Source organism: Pseudomonas sp. ML2-2023-6, assembly GCF_037055265.1.
In the GTDB taxonomy this organism is placed as follows: domain Bacteria; phylum Pseudomonadota; class Gammaproteobacteria; order Pseudomonadales; family Pseudomonadaceae; genus Aquipseudomonas; species Aquipseudomonas kulmbachensis.
Window position 1 is genome coordinate 2,181,509 of sequence record NZ_CP146347.1, and the last position, 16,313, is coordinate 2,197,821.

The 16,313-nt window shown below is 58.5% G+C and carries 12 protein-coding genes; 6 read left to right on the forward strand and 6 right to left on the reverse strand.

The features are described from left to right. Nucleotides 1–7 precede the first annotated feature (7 nt). Both V6L79_RS10125 and V6L79_RS10130 read left to right on the forward strand, forming a co-directional pair. Nucleotides 8–529, forward strand: coding sequence for a DUF6586 family protein (locus tag V6L79_RS10125; protein WP_261741447.1), 522 nt, complete (start codon nucleotides 8–10; stop codon nucleotides 527–529). 119 nt (nucleotides 530–648) lie between these two features. After that, nucleotides 649–882, forward strand: coding sequence for a hypothetical protein (locus V6L79_RS10130; protein ID WP_261741448.1), 234 nt, complete (start codon nucleotides 649–651; stop codon nucleotides 880–882). A 68-nt stretch (nucleotides 883–950) separates the two neighbouring features. On the opposite strand, the gene sulA is transcribed toward V6L79_RS10130, so the two are convergent. Both sulA and lexA read right to left on the reverse strand, forming a co-directional pair. After that, nucleotides 951–1,424: an SOS-induced cell division inhibitor SulA gene (sulA, locus tag V6L79_RS10135; protein ID WP_261741449.1), complete on the reverse strand. Its 474-nt coding sequence runs from the start codon at nucleotides 1,422–1,424 to the stop codon at nucleotides 951–953. A 10-nt stretch (nucleotides 1,425–1,434) separates the two neighbouring features. Beyond that, nucleotides 1,435–2,043 (reverse strand): transcriptional repressor LexA, encoded by a 609-nt coding sequence (gene lexA / locus V6L79_RS10140; RefSeq protein WP_019827486.1) that lies wholly within the window; start codon nucleotides 2,041–2,043, stop codon nucleotides 1,435–1,437. 260 nt (nucleotides 2,044–2,303) lie between these two features. Here lexA and V6L79_RS10145 point away from each other — a divergent pair, with 260 nt between their 5' ends. After that, a complete protein-coding gene (locus tag V6L79_RS10145; RefSeq protein ID WP_338580146.1) occupies nucleotides 2,304–3,011 on the forward strand; it encodes a TetR family transcriptional regulator in 708 nt (235 codons plus the stop codon). A 181-nt stretch (nucleotides 3,012–3,192) separates the two neighbouring features. Continuing rightward, entirely contained in the window at nucleotides 3,193–4,191 is a 999-nt protein-coding gene (nagZ, locus tag V6L79_RS10150) for a beta-N-acetylhexosaminidase (protein WP_338580309.1), read from the forward strand. A 370-nt stretch (nucleotides 4,192–4,561) separates the two neighbouring features. Here the strand turns inward: nagZ and V6L79_RS10155 are convergent, their stop codons facing one another. Further along, the gene (locus V6L79_RS10155; protein WP_321836028.1) at nucleotides 4,562–7,264 is read right to left on the reverse strand and encodes a DEAD/DEAH box helicase; all 2,703 of its coding nucleotides are present in this window, start codon (nucleotides 7,262–7,264) and stop codon (nucleotides 4,562–4,564) included. An 11-nt stretch (nucleotides 7,265–7,275) separates the two neighbouring features. Next, complete coding sequence (mfd, locus tag V6L79_RS10160; RefSeq protein WP_338580147.1) at nucleotides 7,276–10,725, reverse strand: transcription-repair coupling factor; 3,450 nt, start codon at nucleotides 10,723–10,725, stop codon at nucleotides 7,276–7,278. Nucleotides 10,726–11,010: 285 nt separating this feature from the next. Here mfd and V6L79_RS10165 point away from each other — a divergent pair, with 285 nt between their 5' ends. After that, nucleotides 11,011–12,474 carry a glyceraldehyde-3-phosphate dehydrogenase gene (locus V6L79_RS10165; RefSeq protein WP_261741453.1) on the forward strand — a complete coding sequence of 488 codons (1,464 nt, stop codon included), beginning with the start codon at nucleotides 11,011–11,013 and terminating at the stop codon, nucleotides 12,472–12,474. A 166-nt stretch (nucleotides 12,475–12,640) separates the two neighbouring features. On the opposite strand, the gene V6L79_RS10170 is transcribed toward V6L79_RS10165, so the two are convergent. Both V6L79_RS10170 and V6L79_RS10175 read right to left on the reverse strand, forming a co-directional pair. After that, nucleotides 12,641–13,939, reverse strand: a complete 1,299-nt coding sequence (locus V6L79_RS10170) for an MFS transporter (protein WP_338580148.1) — start codon at nucleotides 13,937–13,939, stop codon at nucleotides 12,641–12,643. A gap of 155 nt (nucleotides 13,940–14,094) precedes the next feature. Further along, complete coding sequence (locus V6L79_RS10175; protein ID WP_321836692.1) at nucleotides 14,095–14,658, reverse strand: chalcone isomerase family protein; 564 nt, start codon at nucleotides 14,656–14,658, stop codon at nucleotides 14,095–14,097. Between the two features lie 236 nt (nucleotides 14,659–14,894). Here V6L79_RS10175 and sthA point away from each other — a divergent pair, with 236 nt between their 5' ends. Further along, nucleotides 14,895–16,289 carry a Si-specific NAD(P)(+) transhydrogenase gene (gene sthA / locus V6L79_RS10180; RefSeq protein WP_261741456.1) on the forward strand — a complete coding sequence of 465 codons (1,395 nt, stop codon included), beginning with the start codon at nucleotides 14,895–14,897 and terminating at the stop codon, nucleotides 16,287–16,289. Nucleotides 16,290–16,313: the final 24 nt, after the last annotated feature.

Consider the following 16,313-nt stretch of genomic DNA (forward strand, 5'->3'; position numbering starts at 1 on the left):
CGCCCGCATGGCTCACGAACTCTATACCCGCACTAATCAGAAGATCTATTTTGCAGGCCTGGCCCTTGAGGCGATGAACAAGGCGGGGGAGGGGCGAGCCATGAATGCTCAGGCTCTGGTTCAGGCTGAGCGCGAGTCGGCGGTGTTTCATTTGTATGGCGCGCTGCTGGGTTTGTGTCACGAGATAGCGGGCTTTTATCGCCTGCCCCAGGCCAATGCACCTCGGGTCGAGTTGCTGCTCACTCAGCAAGTGCTTGATCAGAAGGCTATTCCTGAGCTCGCAGAGCTGGTTGAGTTGGCGCAAGCGCCGCAGACCTGGCTGGCGCAGCTGGTGGCCACCCATGCCGCGCTGTATCAGCCGCTGCAGGCGCCGAAAAAGGTCAAGGCGGATGTGTTCCAGCCTTTGATCGTTGCGGTCAACCTGGAAGACGAGGCGCCCCAGGCGTTGAGCCGCGAAACAATGGAGGAGTGGCGTCAGAACCTTAAAGGTCTGGCTATCCGGTTTCGTGACGGACTCAATGAGTGTTAAAGGTCTAAACCGAAACGGTACAGTCATTCATCAGTCTGTAATGCAAAGCGCTACAGATCCCGGGAATTTTCCACGGGATGGCTGATATACTCCCGCGCTTTCGTGGAGAACAAATTTATATGCCAACGTCCTTTCTAGAAATTGTCGAGTTGCCAGACGGCCGCATCGAGTTGCGCCGTGCTGAAGACGAAGGGTCTTTGGTAACGCTGAATTTTTCTGAAGATGCCAAGGCATTTCTTCAGGGTCAGCACGTAGAGGTGGCCAAAGCCATGCTCAGCGTTGGTGTGCAAATGGCGGGTCGACTGGCCGAAGGCGACCTCGAAAAAGACGATGGGCCGCGCATTCTTCATTAAGCGGCCCTGAACCGTGTGCCACAGCCAGGCCATTGCGTTCTGCACTGGCCCTGTGGCGGCGCCAGGTTTTAGCCCAAGCGAATATTCAAGCTTTGCCCGTGGCCTGTGCGTGCTGCGCTGATCAACTGTTGGCGTGCTGCGCTGTTCAGTGGGTTGATCCAGCTCACCACGGTGTGACTGCGACCCAGGCGCAGCGCTTCGCAGGTGAGTTGCAAGGCGCTTTTATTGCCGTTGGGCTGCAGCAGCAAGATACGCTCGCGGTTCAGCCCGGCGTCGCGTAACCAGCTTTGAGTCAGGCTTGCAGGCGGTGCGATCAGTGTCAGCCAGCGGGCATTTTGTTGCTCGCTAAGTTCGCGCAGCATGGGAGCAAGCAGGTTCAGGCAGTTTCCGGCGGCACCGCGTAGCGACAGTTCACTGAATACTTCAGGTTCGGCGCTCCAGGGTGAGTCGAGCACGTCCTTGATCGCAGGGGCCATGGGTTGTGCCATGAACGCTTCGAACAGGGTGAGTTGTGCTGGCAGCGGTGTGTGTGGGAACTGCATGAAGCCTCCTTTAGCGGCGAATTACGCCGACGCTCAAGCCTTCAATGACCAGTTCCTGGTCTTTGAGGTTGACTTCAATCGGGGCGAATTCAGGGTTCTCGGCAATCAGCCAGACCTTGTTGCCTTCACGCTTGAAGCGTTTTACCGTGACTTCGTCGTCGATGCGGGCCACAACGATCTGGCCGTTACGGGCTTCACGGCAAGTGTGCACAGCAAGTAGATCGCCATCGAAGATGCCGACATCCTTCATGCTCATGCCTTGCACCCGCAGCAGGTAATCGGCTCGCGGATGGAAGAACGTCGGGTTGATGTTGCACGACTCTTCGACATGCTCCAGCGCCAGAATCGGGGCGCCTGCAGCCACCCGGCCGATGATGGGCAAGGTTGACTCGTCAGATTTGGCTTCGAAGCCAGGGATGCGAATCCCGCGCGAGGCACCGGGGGTCATCTCGATGGCACCCTTGCGAGCAAGGGCCTTGAGGTGCTCTTCGGCGGCGTTGGGGGACTTGAAGCCCAGCTCCTGTGCGATCTCGGCACGGGTGGGCGGGTATCCGTTGTCATCCAGGCATCGCTTGATGAAGGCCAGGATCTCAGCTTGGCGTGGCGTCAGTTTTAGCATATTGATCGCTCTGTCTTTTTATACAGTGACTGGGATTATATACAGTGAAGGCTTATTGGCAATCACCCATTTCCAGCAGTCCGCTGGACGGTCGTTGATACGCGGTGCGGCCCGTACTTTATCAGGTGGGGCCTGGCTGGCCGAGGCTGTGGTTAAATACGAAACCGCCCGGTCGCAAAACGAATACGTCATCTTGACTTTTTACAAGCTGAAACGTATGTTTCAAACAAGTGTTTAAATGTATGTCAGGCGGAGTAGTCATGGCCCAGTCGGAAACCGTTGAACGTATCCTTGATGCTGCCGAGCAGCTGTTCGCGGAAAAAGGGTTTGCTGAAACCTCATTGCGGCTGATTACCAGCAAGGCCGGGGTCAACCTGGCGGCGGTCAATTACCATTTTGGTTCGAAAAAGGCGCTGATCCAGGCGGTTTTTTCGCGTTTTCTGGGGCCTTTTTGCGCCAACCTGGATCGCGAACTGGAACGCCGTCAGGCCAAGCCTCAGGGCCGGCCCAGCCTTGAAGAGTTACTGGAAATGCTGGTCGAGCAGGCACTGGTGATCCAGCCGCGCAGTAGCAATGATCTGTCGATTTTCATGCGTTTGCTGGGGCTGGCGTTCAGCCAGAGCCAAGGTCACTTGCGACGTTATATTGAAGACATGTACGGCAAGGTGTTCCGCCGCTATATGTTGCTGGTCAACGAAGCTGCCCCGCAAATTCCGCCTATCGAATTGTTCTGGCGCGTGCACTTTATGCTGGGTGCGGCGGCGTTCAGCATGTCGGGGATCAAGGCATTGCGTGCCATCGCCGAGACCGATTTTGGCGTCAACACCTCAATTGAGCAGGTGATGCGCCTGATGGTCCCGTTCCTCGCGGCAGGCATGCGTGCTGAAAGTGGCGTTGTTGATCCTGCGATGGCTTCTGCCCAGCTTCGCCCGCGCAGTAAAACCGTGCCGGTTACCGTCAAGGTCTGACCTGCTGCGGGTGGGCGTGGCAGCTTTGTTCCGCTAAGCTAGCTGCCATGCCCAGCCCTGACTTATTCCCGTCTCTCATTTTTCCGCTGCCTCTCTGGAGTGCGGTGCGCAAGCCTGTGCCCGCGTATCCGGATCGGGTAATGAGCACTCTCTTTCTTAAGGATTTCCCATGAGTTCTGCCTTGCAAGGCTCCTTGATGGTGGACGTCGCCGGTACTTGGCTGACGGCCGAAGACCGGCAATTGCTGCGCCAGCCTGAAGTGGGTGGTTTGATCATTTTTGCACGCAATATCGAGCATCCGCGCCAGGTGCGTGAGTTGAGTGCGTCGATTCGTGCGTTGCGCCCGGACCTGCTGCTGGCGGTTGACCAGGAAGGCGGCCGGGTGCAGCGCTTGCGTCAGGGCTTTGTGCGCCTGCCAGCGATGCGTGCCATTGCCGATAACCCTAACGCCGAGTACCTGGCCGAGCAGTGTGGCTGGATCATGGCGACTGAAGTACTGGCCGTAGGGCTGGACTTGAGTTTTGCTCCGGTGCTGGATCTGGATTACCAGCGCAGCGCTGTGGTTGGCAGCCGTTCGTTCGAGGGCGACCCGGAGCGCGCAGCTATATTGGCCGGGGCTTTTATTCGCGGGATGAACGACGCGGGTATGGCTGCTACGGGTAAGCATTTTCCGGGGCATGGGTGGGCAGAAGCTGATTCCCACGTCGCCATTCCGACTGATGAGCGCAGCCTTGAGCAGATCCGCGCCCATGACCTGGTGCCTTTTGCGCGTCTGAGCAAGCATCTGGCAGCTGTCATGCCAGCTCACGTGATCTATCCGCAAGTGGACAGCCAGCCAGCCGGTTTTTCCCGGCGCTGGTTGCAGGACATCCTGCGCGGCGAATTGCAGTTTGACGGCGTGATCTTCAGTGACGACCTGTCGATGGCCGGCGCGCACGTGGTGGGTGATGCCGCCAGCCGTATTGAGGCTGCCTTGTCGGCTGGTTGCGACATGGGGCTGGTGTGCAACGACCGTGCTGCCGCAGAACTTGCCCTCAGCGCAGCGCAGCGCTTGAAGGTCACTCCGTCGCCCCGGATCGCGCGCATGCGCGGCCAGGCCTGGGCCAGCACCGATTATCGCCAGAGCCCGCGTTGGTTGGTGGCGATGGGCGCTCTCAAGGATGCTCAGCTAATAGATTGACGGCATCCCTCAATCAGGGCTTAAGCAATTATTGGCGGTATAGGGCTGATCATCAGCCCTGAATCGTTTTGTAGCCGCTGAGGGGCGGAGCGAGGCTGCGATCAGCGACGTAGTTGTCGTGAGATCAGACGCTGCGGTGTGCCAATTAAATCCGGTGCTCAGGATTTACGACTGCTGCGCAGCTGAACGCAGCCTCGTTCTACTCGTCAGCGGCTACAGAGATACTTCAAGCGTGGGAGCGAGCCTGCTCGCGAAAAACATTCGCGAGCAGGCTCGCTCCCACTGGGGCTTGACCTGGAACAGAGTATCTACAGAGATCATTCGCGAGCAGGGAACAGAGCATCCACCGGTTTATGTTTTACAGTGGGGTTCAGCGCTTCTCGGTTTTAGGCGGCAACGGTGCAAACAGGGCGTCGATGTCGTCGTCCTGGAGTTTCCAGTCTCCGGCGATTCGACCGTCCAGTACGCCTGCTGCCAAATCCGATTTTTCCTGCTGCAAGTGCTGGATTTTCTCTTCCACGGTGCCGCGGGCAATCATCTTGTACACAAATACCGGTTTTTCCTGGCCAATGCGGTAGGCGCGGTCGGTAGCCTGATTTTCTGCCGCCGGGTTCCACCACGGGTCGTAGTGAATCACTGTGTCGGCTTCAGTCAGGTTCAAGCCAACGCCACCTGCCTTGAGGCTGATCAGGAAGATTTGCAGCGTGCCACTCTGGAAGTCCTTGACCGGCGCGCGCCGGTCGCGGGTTTGCCCGGTAAGGATGGCGTAACGGACGTTGCGTTTTTTCAGTTCGATTTCGATCAGGGCAAGCATCGAGGTGAACTGCGAGAACAGCAAAATGCGCCGCCCTTCGGCAAACAGTTCTTCGAGCATCAGCATCAAGCTATCGAGCTTGCCCGAGGTGCTGCCTTTTTTCGGCGCAGTGTCGCTGACCAACCGCAAGTCGCAGCAGACCTGGCGCAGTTTTAGCAGCGCTTCCAGGATGATGATCTGACTGCGCCCGACACCTTTGCGGGTGATTTCGTCGCGCACTTTTTTGTCCATCGCCAGGCGCATGGTTTCGTATACATCGCGCTGCGCTTCATTGAGGTCAACCCAATGGATGATCTCGGTCTTGGGCGGCAGTTCGGTGGCAACCTGTTCCTTGGTGCGGCGCAGCAAAAACGGTTTGATCCGTGCATTCAGGTGTTGCAGGCGTTCGGCGCTGCCCTGGCGTTCGATGGGCACCCGGTAGTCGCGATTGAAGGTTTTAACGTCGCCCAGCCAGCCGGGGAGCAGGAAGTGGAACAGCGACCATAACTCGCCCAAGTGGTTTTCCAGTGGTGTGCCACTCAGGCACAGGCGTTGCCGCGCAACCAGCTCGCAGGCAGCCTGGGTGGCCTTGCTGCCTGGGTTCTTGATGTATTGGGCTTCGTCCAGCACCAGCAAGTGCAAGGGCAGTTTGGCCAGGTGCTCGATGTCCTTGGGCAGCAAAGCGTAGGTGGTCAGGATTACGTCGTAGTCATTGAGGTGCGCAAAGTGTTTTTTGCGGGTGGCGCCATACAGCGCCAGCACCTTGAGCTGCGGGGTGAAGTGCGCGGCCTCGTCGAGCCAGTTGGGGATCAGGCTGGTGGGCATCACCACCATGGCCGGGCGATCCAGGCGACCCGCGTTTTTTTCGCACAGAATATGCGCCAGGGTCTGCAGGGTTTTGCCCAGGCCCATGTCGTCAGCCAGCACGCCACCGACCTCAAGCTGGCGCAGCGACTGCATCCAGCTCAGCCCTTCGAGTTGGTAGGGGCGCAGGTTGGCGTTGAGGCCCTCGGGCACTTCGACGCTGAAGTCCTTGATGTCACGCAGGCGCTGGGCAAAGCCGCGAATCTGCTCACCACCTTCCCAGCGCAAGGGCAGGGCATCCAGAGCGTTGAGGCGCAGCGCGTCGGCGCTTTTGATTCGCAGCGAGGTGGCATCCGGCTCGCCCAGATAGAACTCGTCCAGGGTTGCGAGTACTGGCTTCAAACGCCCAAACGGCAAGGCAACTTGCAGCGCGCCGTGGCCGCTGCCAGGGTTGGCCGGAATGTTTACCAGAATCAGTTCGTCATCTCGGCGCCGGGCAAGTTTCTCCGGGTTGAGGATGTCGTTGTGGGAGCGCATCAGGTTCAGCAGTATCGGCAGCAGGCTCAGGTGGCGGCCGTTGACGATAATCCCCAGTTCCAGGTCGAACCAGTCACGCTCCGGGGCTTCATCGACATTGGCGTACCAGTCTTCGACCGGGCTCAGGTCAAAGCCGAAGCCCTCATCGATCTGCAACTCCCAGCCTTGTTCGCGCAGGGCTTGCATCTGGTTGAGGGTGAAATTCAGCCAGGCACTGTCATTGACCAGCTCAAACAGCTCGCCGGCACTTTCGGGTAGCGCCTTGCTCTGGCGGGTGGCAATTTTGAAGCCCAGGCTGCGCAACTGCTCTCGGTAGACATTTTCGGTGTCTGGCTGGCGTTTGATCCGTAGGGTCTGCTGTTCCTGGCGCAGCAGAATGTCGGTGTTTTTTTGCCCGCTGACGTACTGGTCCAAGTAGTTGAACGACAATGCGGCGCGGTGCTGGATATAGCGTTGCATCTTGCCGTTGCGCGGTTCGAAGGCGCTGAACTCGGCGCTGGCCAGCCACAGGCGTGGCACTGGCTGGACATCGTCGACCAATTGCTCGGGCAGGTTGTTGGGGCGACGTGAGTCGAGTACGGCCTGGAGTTTCTCCAGAAGCTCGGCATCCTGAGCGGCGGCAGGGTAGTTCAAGGTTTCTTCAATCTTCAATAAGACGGCAGCGGTGTGCTTGCAATTGGTGCGTACCGGGCAGGTGCAGGTTGCGTCCACCAACAGCAGAGTGCCTTTGGCGGATTCGCGTAAATGTATGGTCTGACGGTAGGTGTTTTCGCCTGAGCCCTGACAGCTGGCGTTGATCATGCTGTCGCCGATCTGGACGATTCTGACGCGGTTTTCCTTGGCGTAGCGGCGGCCACGCTCAAGGCTTTGTTCTTTGAAGCGACTGACCCAAGTCGGTGCGAGCGGCTTGGTCAGTCGGGGTGTCTGGCTCAGGGGCATGGGTATTTCATTCAGGGCGACTTCGGCGTGAGGCGCTCAAACAGCGTCTCAATGTTATTGAAGCGTTCTTCTGGGCGCTCCATTGGCACCATGAACTTGAACAGGGTCGCGCCTTCGAATTTGTAACGGTTGGGTTGGCCCTGGATCAATTTGATCAGCACCATCGGATCAACCGGGGTGTCAGCCGCAAACTCGATTCTCCCGCCCTGTGGCCCGGCGTCGACTTTCTTGATGCCCAATTGCTCGGCCTGCAACTTGAGCAAGGTAATGCGCACCAGGTTCTTGGTCGGCTCGGGGAGCAGGCCGAAGCGGTCGATCATCTCGACCTGCAAGTCCTTCAGGCCTTCTTCGTCGGTGGCCGAGGCGATGCGTTTGTAGAGAATCAGCCGGGTATGTACATCCGGCAGATACGCCTCGGGGATCAGTGCGGGCACCCGCAGATTGATTTCCGGACCGCCACCCAGGGGCTGGTCGAGGTTGGGCTGTTCGCCCTTGCGGATTGATTTGACCGCACGTTCGAGCATTTCCATGTACAGGGTAAAGCCGACTGCCTGGATCTGGCCGCTTTGGCCGTCACCGAGCAGCTCGCCCGCGCCGCGGATTTCAAGGTCGTTGGTGGCCAGGACAAAACCGGCCCCCAGGTCCTGGGTGTTGGCGATGGCTTCCAGACGCTTTTGCGCGTCCCCGGTAATTTGCTGGCGTGGTGGCGTCAGCAGGTAGGCGTAGGCTTGGTGGTGACTGCGCCCGACGCGGCCGCGCAACTGGTGCAATTGCGCCAGCCCGAACTTGTCGGCGCGCTCGATAATGATGGTGTTGGCGCTCGGCACGTCGATCCCGGTCTCGATGATGGTCGAGGCGATCAGCACGTTGAAGCGCTTGTGATAGAAGTCGCTCATCACCTGTTCGAGTTCGCGTTCGCGCATCTGCCCGTGACCGATGCCGATCCGTGCCTCGGGTACCAGTTCGGCCAGTTCGGCGGCGCATTTCTCGATGGTTTTTACATCGTTGTGCAGGTAGTAAACCTGCCCGCCGCGCAGCAGTTCACGCAGCAGGGCCTCTTTGACCGTGCTTTTGTTCTGCTCCATGACAAAGGTGCGTACCGACAATCGGCGCGCCGGTGGCGTGGCGATGATCGACAGGTCGCGCATGCCCGACACCGCCATGTTCAGCGTGCGCGGGATCGGCGTTGCGGTGAGGGTCAGGATATCGACTTCACTGCGCAGGGCCTTGAGCTGTTCTTTCTGGCGAACCCCGAAGCGGTGTTCTTCGTCAATGATCACCAGGCCGAGGTTTTTGATTTTGACGTCGTCTTGCAGCAGCTTGTGGGTGCCGATCACGATGTCGATCTTGCCTTCGGCCAGGTCGGCCACCGCGGCATTGATCTCTTTGGCTGACTTGAAGCGGCTCATTACCTCAACCGTTACCGGCCAGTCGGCAAAGCGGTCGCGAAAGCTGTTGTAGTGCTGCTGGGCGAGCAGGGTGGTGGGCACCAGGATGGCCACCTGACGACCGCCATGCACGGCAATAAAGGCCGCGCGCATCGCCACTTCGGTTTTGCCGAAGCCCACGTCGCCGCACACCAGACGGTCCATCGGCTTGGGCGACAGCATGTCGGCGCGCACGGCTTCGATGGTGGTTTGCTGGTCCGGGGTTTCTTCAAACGCGAAGCCGGCGCTGAAAGTGGCGTAATCGGCTTTCGGGTCGGCAAACGCGTAGCCCTCGCGAGCGGCACGGCGGGCGTAGATGTCGAGTAGTTCGGCAGCCACGTCACGTACTTGCTCGGCGGCTTTGCGTTTGGCTTTTTGCCAGGTTTCCGAGCCCAGACGGTGCAATGGCGCCAGTTCATCATCACTGCCGGTATAGCGGGCGATCAGGTGCAGGTTGGCCACCGGCACATACAACTTGGCGCCCTCGGCGTATTCCAGGGTCAGGAACTCGGCTACCTGATTGTCAACTTCCAGCGTCGCCAAGCCTTGATAGCGGCCAACACCATGGTCGATGTGAACCACCGGCGCGCCTTCGCGCAGCTCGGTGAGGTTCTTGATCACCGCATCGTTGTTGGCATCTGCGCGTTTCTCGCGGCGCCTGCGCTGCATCACGCGCTGGCCGAATAACGGGCTCTCCGCGATCAGCGCCAGCGCCGGGTCGTTCAGTAGCAGGCCATCATCCAGCGGGGCGATAGTGATGGCCAAGCGGTGCTTGCTGGCAACGAAGTCGGGCCAGCTATCGACCGTTTTTGGCCGCAGTTTGAGGCGCTCAAGCAGTTCGAGCAGCACTTCACGGCGACCGGCTGATTCGGCGGTAAACAGCACGCGGCCATCAAACTGCTCAAGAAAGCTCGCCAGGGCATGCAGCGGCTGATTGGCCTTGGCTTCAATCGCCAGATTGGGCAGCGTTTGCGCCGGGAAGCGTTCACGGCTGCTGCCGGTGTCGACGTCATCTTGGCTTGCGACCACGCGGGGCCAGTTTTTCAGGCGAGCGAAGCAGTCTTCAACCGGCAGGAACAGCTCGGCAGGTGGCAGCAATGGTCGCGAAGGATCGATGCGGCGCTCTTCATAGCGGTTGCGCACGTCAGACCAGAAGTTCTCGGCCGCCTGCTCAATGCCTGGCAACGAGAATACTTGGGTGTCTGCCGGTAAATAATCGAACAGGGTCGAGGTGTCATCGAAAAACAGCGGCAGGTAGTACTCGATCCCCGCGGGGGTGATGCCGCTGGTCAAGTCCTGGAAAATCGGGCAGCGCCGGAAGTCGACATCAAAGCGCTCACGGAAGCGGGCCTTGAAGCGGGTTACGGCGTCTTTTTGCAGCGGAAACTCGCGGGCGGGCAACAGGCGGACCGACTCGACCTTGTCGATCGAGCGCTGGGTTTCCGGGTCGAAAGTGCGCAGCGTCTCGATTTCGTCATCGAACAGGTCGATCCGGTACGGCAATTTGCTGCCCATCGGAAACAGGTCGATCAATGCGCCGCGTACCGCGAACTCGCCATGCTCATACACCGTGTCCACGCAACGATAGCCACTGGCTTCAAGCCGGGTGCGCATCTGCTCCACATCCAGCTTCTGGCCGATATCCAGCACCAGGCTGCTGCCGAGCAGAAATTTGGTCGGGGCCAAGCGATGTAGGGCGGTGGTAATCGGCACTACCAAAACGCCATGGCTCAGCTCCGGCAGCCGGTACAGACTGGCGATGCGCTGGGAGATGATGTCCTGGTGTGGCGAGAACAGATCGTAGGGCAGGGTTTCCCAGTCGGGGAAATGCAGCACCGGTAACTCGGGCGCAAAAAATCTCAGCTCTTGCTCAAGGCGTTCAGCGCTTTGGCTGTCGGCGGTCAGGAGCAGGGTGAAGCGCTTGGCGGCGCTGGCAGCCTCGGCAATCGCGAGGCTCAGGGCAGCACCGGGCAGGTTGCTCCAGTGCTGTTTACCTGCCGTAGCAGGGAGTTTCGGTAGACGCAGGACGGGCACGGAAGGTTGAGCTCCAAGCGTTGCGACAAAGTCGGCAATTGTAGCGGGCCAAAGGGCTGGCTGTCAGTTGCAGTGTTCAAGCAGGTGCAAATCAGCGCGAGATAGCGGGCATGGGGGTGCCGGCGGGGCTACTCAGGGGGTGAAGGTCAATTAACGGGTGAATGTTAGAAAAATTTTCGCCAATATTTGTTGGTGCTTAATCGTTTCAGTAACTGAGTATGACAGGCGTGCATTGCCCCTGCAGGGGCGCAGCGGCATAATGTAGCCCCTTTTTTCAGCCCCTACATGTGGAAGGTTCCCGTGACTCAGAAGCCCGACCAGTGTCTTGGTGAATGGATCGACCGTGAAGCACTCGCAGAAGCGATGATTCCGCTTATCGGTCAGCTTTACCGCAATAACAATGTGGTTAGCTCGATCTATGGCCGCAGCCTGATCAACCGTTCAGTCATTGCGATTCTCAAGGCTCACCGCTTTGCTCGCCATCGTCAGTCCGATGACATCGAATTGTCCGTGCACGAAACTTTCCCGCTGCTCAAGGCAATGAGCGAGCTTAAGCTCGGCGCTGCTTCGGTAGACCTGGGCAAGCTGGCCGTGAAGTTCAAGGCCGAAGGCAATGGCCGCACGGCTGAGCAGTTTGTGCGCGATGAACTGGCCGATGTAGTAGGTCAGCAAAACGCTTCTGCACGTAAAGGCACCGACGTTGTGCTGTACGGCTTCGGTCGTATCGGCCGTCTGCTGGCGCGCATCTTGATCGAAAAAACCGGTGGTGGCGACGGCCTGCGCCTGCGTGCCATCGTTGTGCGCAAAGGCGCCGACAACGATCTGGTCAAGCGTGCAAGCCTGCTGCGTCGTGACTCGGTACATGGCCCGTTCGATGGCACCATCGTTGTCGATGAAGCCAACAACACCATCACCGCCAACGGCAACCTGATCCAGGTGATCTACGCGAAGAACCCTACCGAGGTGGATTACACCCAGTACGGTATCAAGAACGCGCTGCTGGTGGACAACACCGGCGTATGGCGTGACGCAGACGGCCTGGGCCAGCACTTGCAGTGCCCTGGTATCGACCGCGTGGTGTTGACCGCACCTGGTAAAGGCAAGCTGAAGAACATCGTTCACGGCATCAACCACGGCGAAATCACCGCAGACGACAAGATCGTTTCGGCGGCATCCTGCACCACCAACGCCATCGTGCCGGTGCTCAAGGCTGTCAACGACAAGTTCGGCATCGTAAACGGTCACGTTGAAACGGTTCACTCGTACACCAACGACCAGAACCTGATCGACAATTTCCACAAGGGTGATCGTCGTGGCCGTAGCGCCGCGCTGAACATGGTTATCACCGAGACCGGTGCTGCCACCGCTGCTGCCAAGGCATTGCCTGAACTGGCCGGCAAGCTGACCGGTAACGCGATCCGCGTTCCGACGCCAAACGTGTCGATGGCCATCCTCAACCTGAACCTTGAGAAGCCGGCTACCCGTGAAGAAATGAACGAGTACCTGCGTCACATGGCGCTGCACTCCGATCTGCACAAGCAAATCGACTTCGTGAGCTCGCAGGAAGTGGTTTCCACTGACTTCGTAGGTTCGCGTCACGCCGGTGTGGTAGATGCTGAAGCCACTATCTGCAATGACAACCGCGTTGTGCTGTACGTGTGGTACGACAACGAATTCGGTTACAGCTGCCAGGTAGTACGCGTGATGGAAGATATGGCCGGGGTTAACCCGCCTGCGTTCCCACGCTAAGCGCTCGCCGCAACTGAAAACGCCCCGATTTGTCGGGGCGTTTTTTTTTGTGCAGAAAAAACGTGTGGGAGCGGGCTTGCTCGCGATTGGATCACCGCAGCGTTTTAGTGAAGCCGCATCGCCTGCATCGCGAGCAAGCCCGCTCCCACAGGTTGTGTGAAGCCTTTTAGCCGTTACTTGGCACCGCCGATTGCGCCGTACGTAACTGGTGCTGATTGCCACGGAACAGCACCACGGTTGCAATCAACCCCAGTATTGCCGCGCCGGTCAGCCACAGGCCGGGGGCGGCCTTGTTGTCCAGGACGTGGATCAGGTAGGTGCAAGCCGCCGGGGTAAAGCCGCCGAAGGTCGCAGTCGCGAGGCTGTAGGCCAGCGAGAAACCTGTGGTGCGCACTTCAATCGGCATGATTTCGGTCAGGGCTACGACCATCGCGCCGTTGTACGAGCCATACAGGAACGACAACCACAGTTCGACGATCAGCAGGTGACTGAAGCTCGGGTTGGCTACCAGCCATGACAGCGCTGGATAGGCGGTCAGGATCGCCAGAATGGTGGCGCCCAGCAGTAACGGTTTGCGACCGATCTTGTCAGACAGTGCGCCCATGACTGGCAACCAGAAGAAGTTCGACAGGCCAATGCACACGGTCACCAGCAAGGCATCCAGATCTGACAGGTGCAGTTCTGCCTTGCCGAAGGTCGGGGTGTAGGCGGTAATCAGGTAGAACGACACGGTGGTCATCACTACCAGGGCCATGCCTCCCAGTACCAAGCCAAAGTTCTGACCGATAGAACGCACGATTTCCCGCAGGGTAGGGTGATGTTTGCGAGCCTCGAACTCTGGGGTTTCTTCCATTGAGCGACGGATCACAAAGATCACCGGCACGATCATGCAGCCCAGCAGAAACGGAATGCGCCAGCCCCATTCACCCATTTCTTCAGGGCTCAGCCAGTGGTTGAGGCCAACCCCGAGCAAGCCGGCAAACACCACGGCCGCTTGTTGGCTAGCAGACTGCCAGCTGACAAAGAAACCCTTGCGTCCGGGTGTGGCGATTTCCGCCAGGTACACCGACACGCCGCCCAGTTCCACGCCTGCCGAAAAGCCTTGCAACAAGCGCCCGACCAATACCAGCAACGGCGCTGCAACGCCCAAGGTGGTATAGCCCGGTACGCAGGCAATCAGCACGGTGCCCATGGCCATCAGTGCGAGGGTAATGATCAGGCCTTTGCGGCGACCATGACGGTCGATGTAGGCGCCGAGAAAGATCGCACCCAGTGGGCGCATCAGGAAACCGGCACCGAAGGTCGCGAGGGCGAGCATTAATGAGGCGAAAGCGCTGTCGCTTGGAAAGAAGGTTTTGGCAATGGCCGTGGCGTAAAAGCCAAAGACCATAAAGTCGAACATCTCTAGGAAGTTACCGCTGACAACGCGAAAAATCGCCTTGCCTTTGCCCGTACTGGAGGCCATCTGAAATCACCTGCTCTTATCTGTTTTTATGCGCAATCCATGTTTTTACTCGTCCACACTGCAAGCTCAAGGCATGCGCCATGGTGCAAAACAGTTTTGTAACAATATGTGTATCGAGAATTGTAGGCAACATTTGTTGCTGCTACACGCGCGGGTCAGGGGCTTTGTGCTAATAAATTCAGGCGAAGGTTTTCGGGCAGACCTTCGGGTGCGAGCCATATCCCCAGGTAGATCTTGGCCAGTTCTTGATTCTGGCTGTTGAAAATCACCGCGCCATTGCGCTCGATGTTCAATCCGCGTTGCGGGTCGTAGTCCAGGGCATAGCGGTCGCCACGTTTGATGTCGCCGAAGCTGGCTTGCAGTTTTTTTAATGGGCCGTCGAGACTGGCCAGGATGGCTGCTGATTGCTGGCGCTTGAGGATAGTGGCGGATGCTTTGGTGATATCACCGTGATCCAGGTCGCGCAGATAAAACAGCTCAATGCGCAAGTCGAGCTGTTCGTTAAAGGCCTGTTGCGGGGTGATGCCAGGTTGGGTGAACAGGGCGGCGGCGTAGATGTCGGCCCACAAATACGTCAGTACGATCTGGCCTTTGCGTTCCATGACTTGCGAGCCGTCTGTCCAGTGATCTGGAAAATTGGCTTCTTTTAATCGAGCAGGCTCGGCGGCCACGCCGGTGGTGCTGTAGATCAGCAAAAGTACGATCAACATCTGGCGCATGATGGGTGGCTCTGATCGATTGAAATGTAGCCTGCGGCAGCGGCTACACAAGAGTGAAGCTCAATCGCCTATGTAGTGAATACAAAAATAGCCAACGACCAGACCAAGGGTTAATGTTCGCGGCGTTCAGGCTTCTATAGACTGTGCCCCACGTTTTGATCCTTCATGGCGCTGGCCGCGACATGATTTAGCCGCAGGTGCCCACAGGGTGCCACGGCCTGTTCTGAGGAGTACGCATGGCTGTCTACAACTACGACGTAGTGGTACTGGGTTCCGGCCCGGCAGGAGAAGGTGCGGCAATGAACGCCGCAAAAGCAGGGCGCAAGGTAGCGATGGTCGATAGCCGACGTCAGGTCGGTGGCAACTGCACGCACTTGGGCACTATCCCGTCCAAAGCCCTGCGTCACTCGGTCCGCCAGATCATGCAGTTCAACACCAATCCGATGTTTCGGGCCATTGGTGAGCCGCGCTGGTTCTCGTTCCCGGACGTACTGAAAAGCGCAGAAAAAGTTATCTCCAAGCAGGTCGCTTCCCGCACGGGCTACTACGCACGTAACCGTATCGACCTGTTCTTCGGCACCGGCAGCTTTACCGACGAGCAAACTATCGAAGTGGTCTGCGCCAATGGCGTGGTTGAAACCTTGATGGCCAAGCAAGTCATCGTTGCCACCGGCTCGCGTCCATATCGCCCGGCCGATATCGATTTTAGCCACTCGCGCATCTACGATAGCGACACCATCCTCAGCCTGGGCCACACCCCGCGCAAGCTGATCGTTTACGGTGCTGGCGTGATCGGTTGTGAATACGCGTCGATCTTCAGTGGTCTGGGGGTTTTGGTTGAGCTGGTGGATAACCGCGAGCAACTGCTGAGCTTCCTCGACTCCGAGATCTCGCAAGCGCTGAGCTACCACTTCAGCAACAACAACATCACCGTGCGCCACAACGAAGAGTACGAGCGGGTTGAAGGCGTTGAAAACGGCGTGATCCTGCACCTCAAATCCGGCAAGAAGATCAAGGCCGACGCCTTGCTCTGGTGCAATGGCCGTACCGGCAATACCGATCAGCTGGGCCTGGAAAACATTGGCATCAAGGCCAACGGCCGTGGCCAGGTTACGGTTGATGAGAATTACCGCACCACAGTGCCGAACATCTATGCCGCAGGCGATGTGATCGGCTGGCCAAGCCTGGCCAGTGCCGCGCATGACCAGGGGCGTTCGGCGGCGGGCAGCATCGTTGATAATGGCAGCTGGCGCTTCGTCAATGACGTGCCAACCGGGATCTACACCATTCCGGAGATCAGCTCGATCGGCAAGAACGAGCAAGAGCTGACCCAGGCCAAGGTGCCGTATGAAGTGGGCAAGGCGTTCTTCAAGAGCATGGCGCGGGCGCAGATTGCCGGTGAGCCTCAGGGCATGCTGAAAATCCTGTTCCACCGTGAAACCCTGCAAGTGCTGGGCGTTCACTGCTTCGGTTATCAGGCGTCGGAGATTGTGCACATCGGTCAGGCGATCATGAACCAGCCGGGTGAGCTCAATACCTTGAAGTACTTCGTTAACACCACGTTCAACTACCCGACCATGGCTGAAGCCTATCGGGTAGCTGCTTACGATGGTCTAAACCGGCTTTTTTAAGCGGCTCCGGCCGGTGGCCTGAGC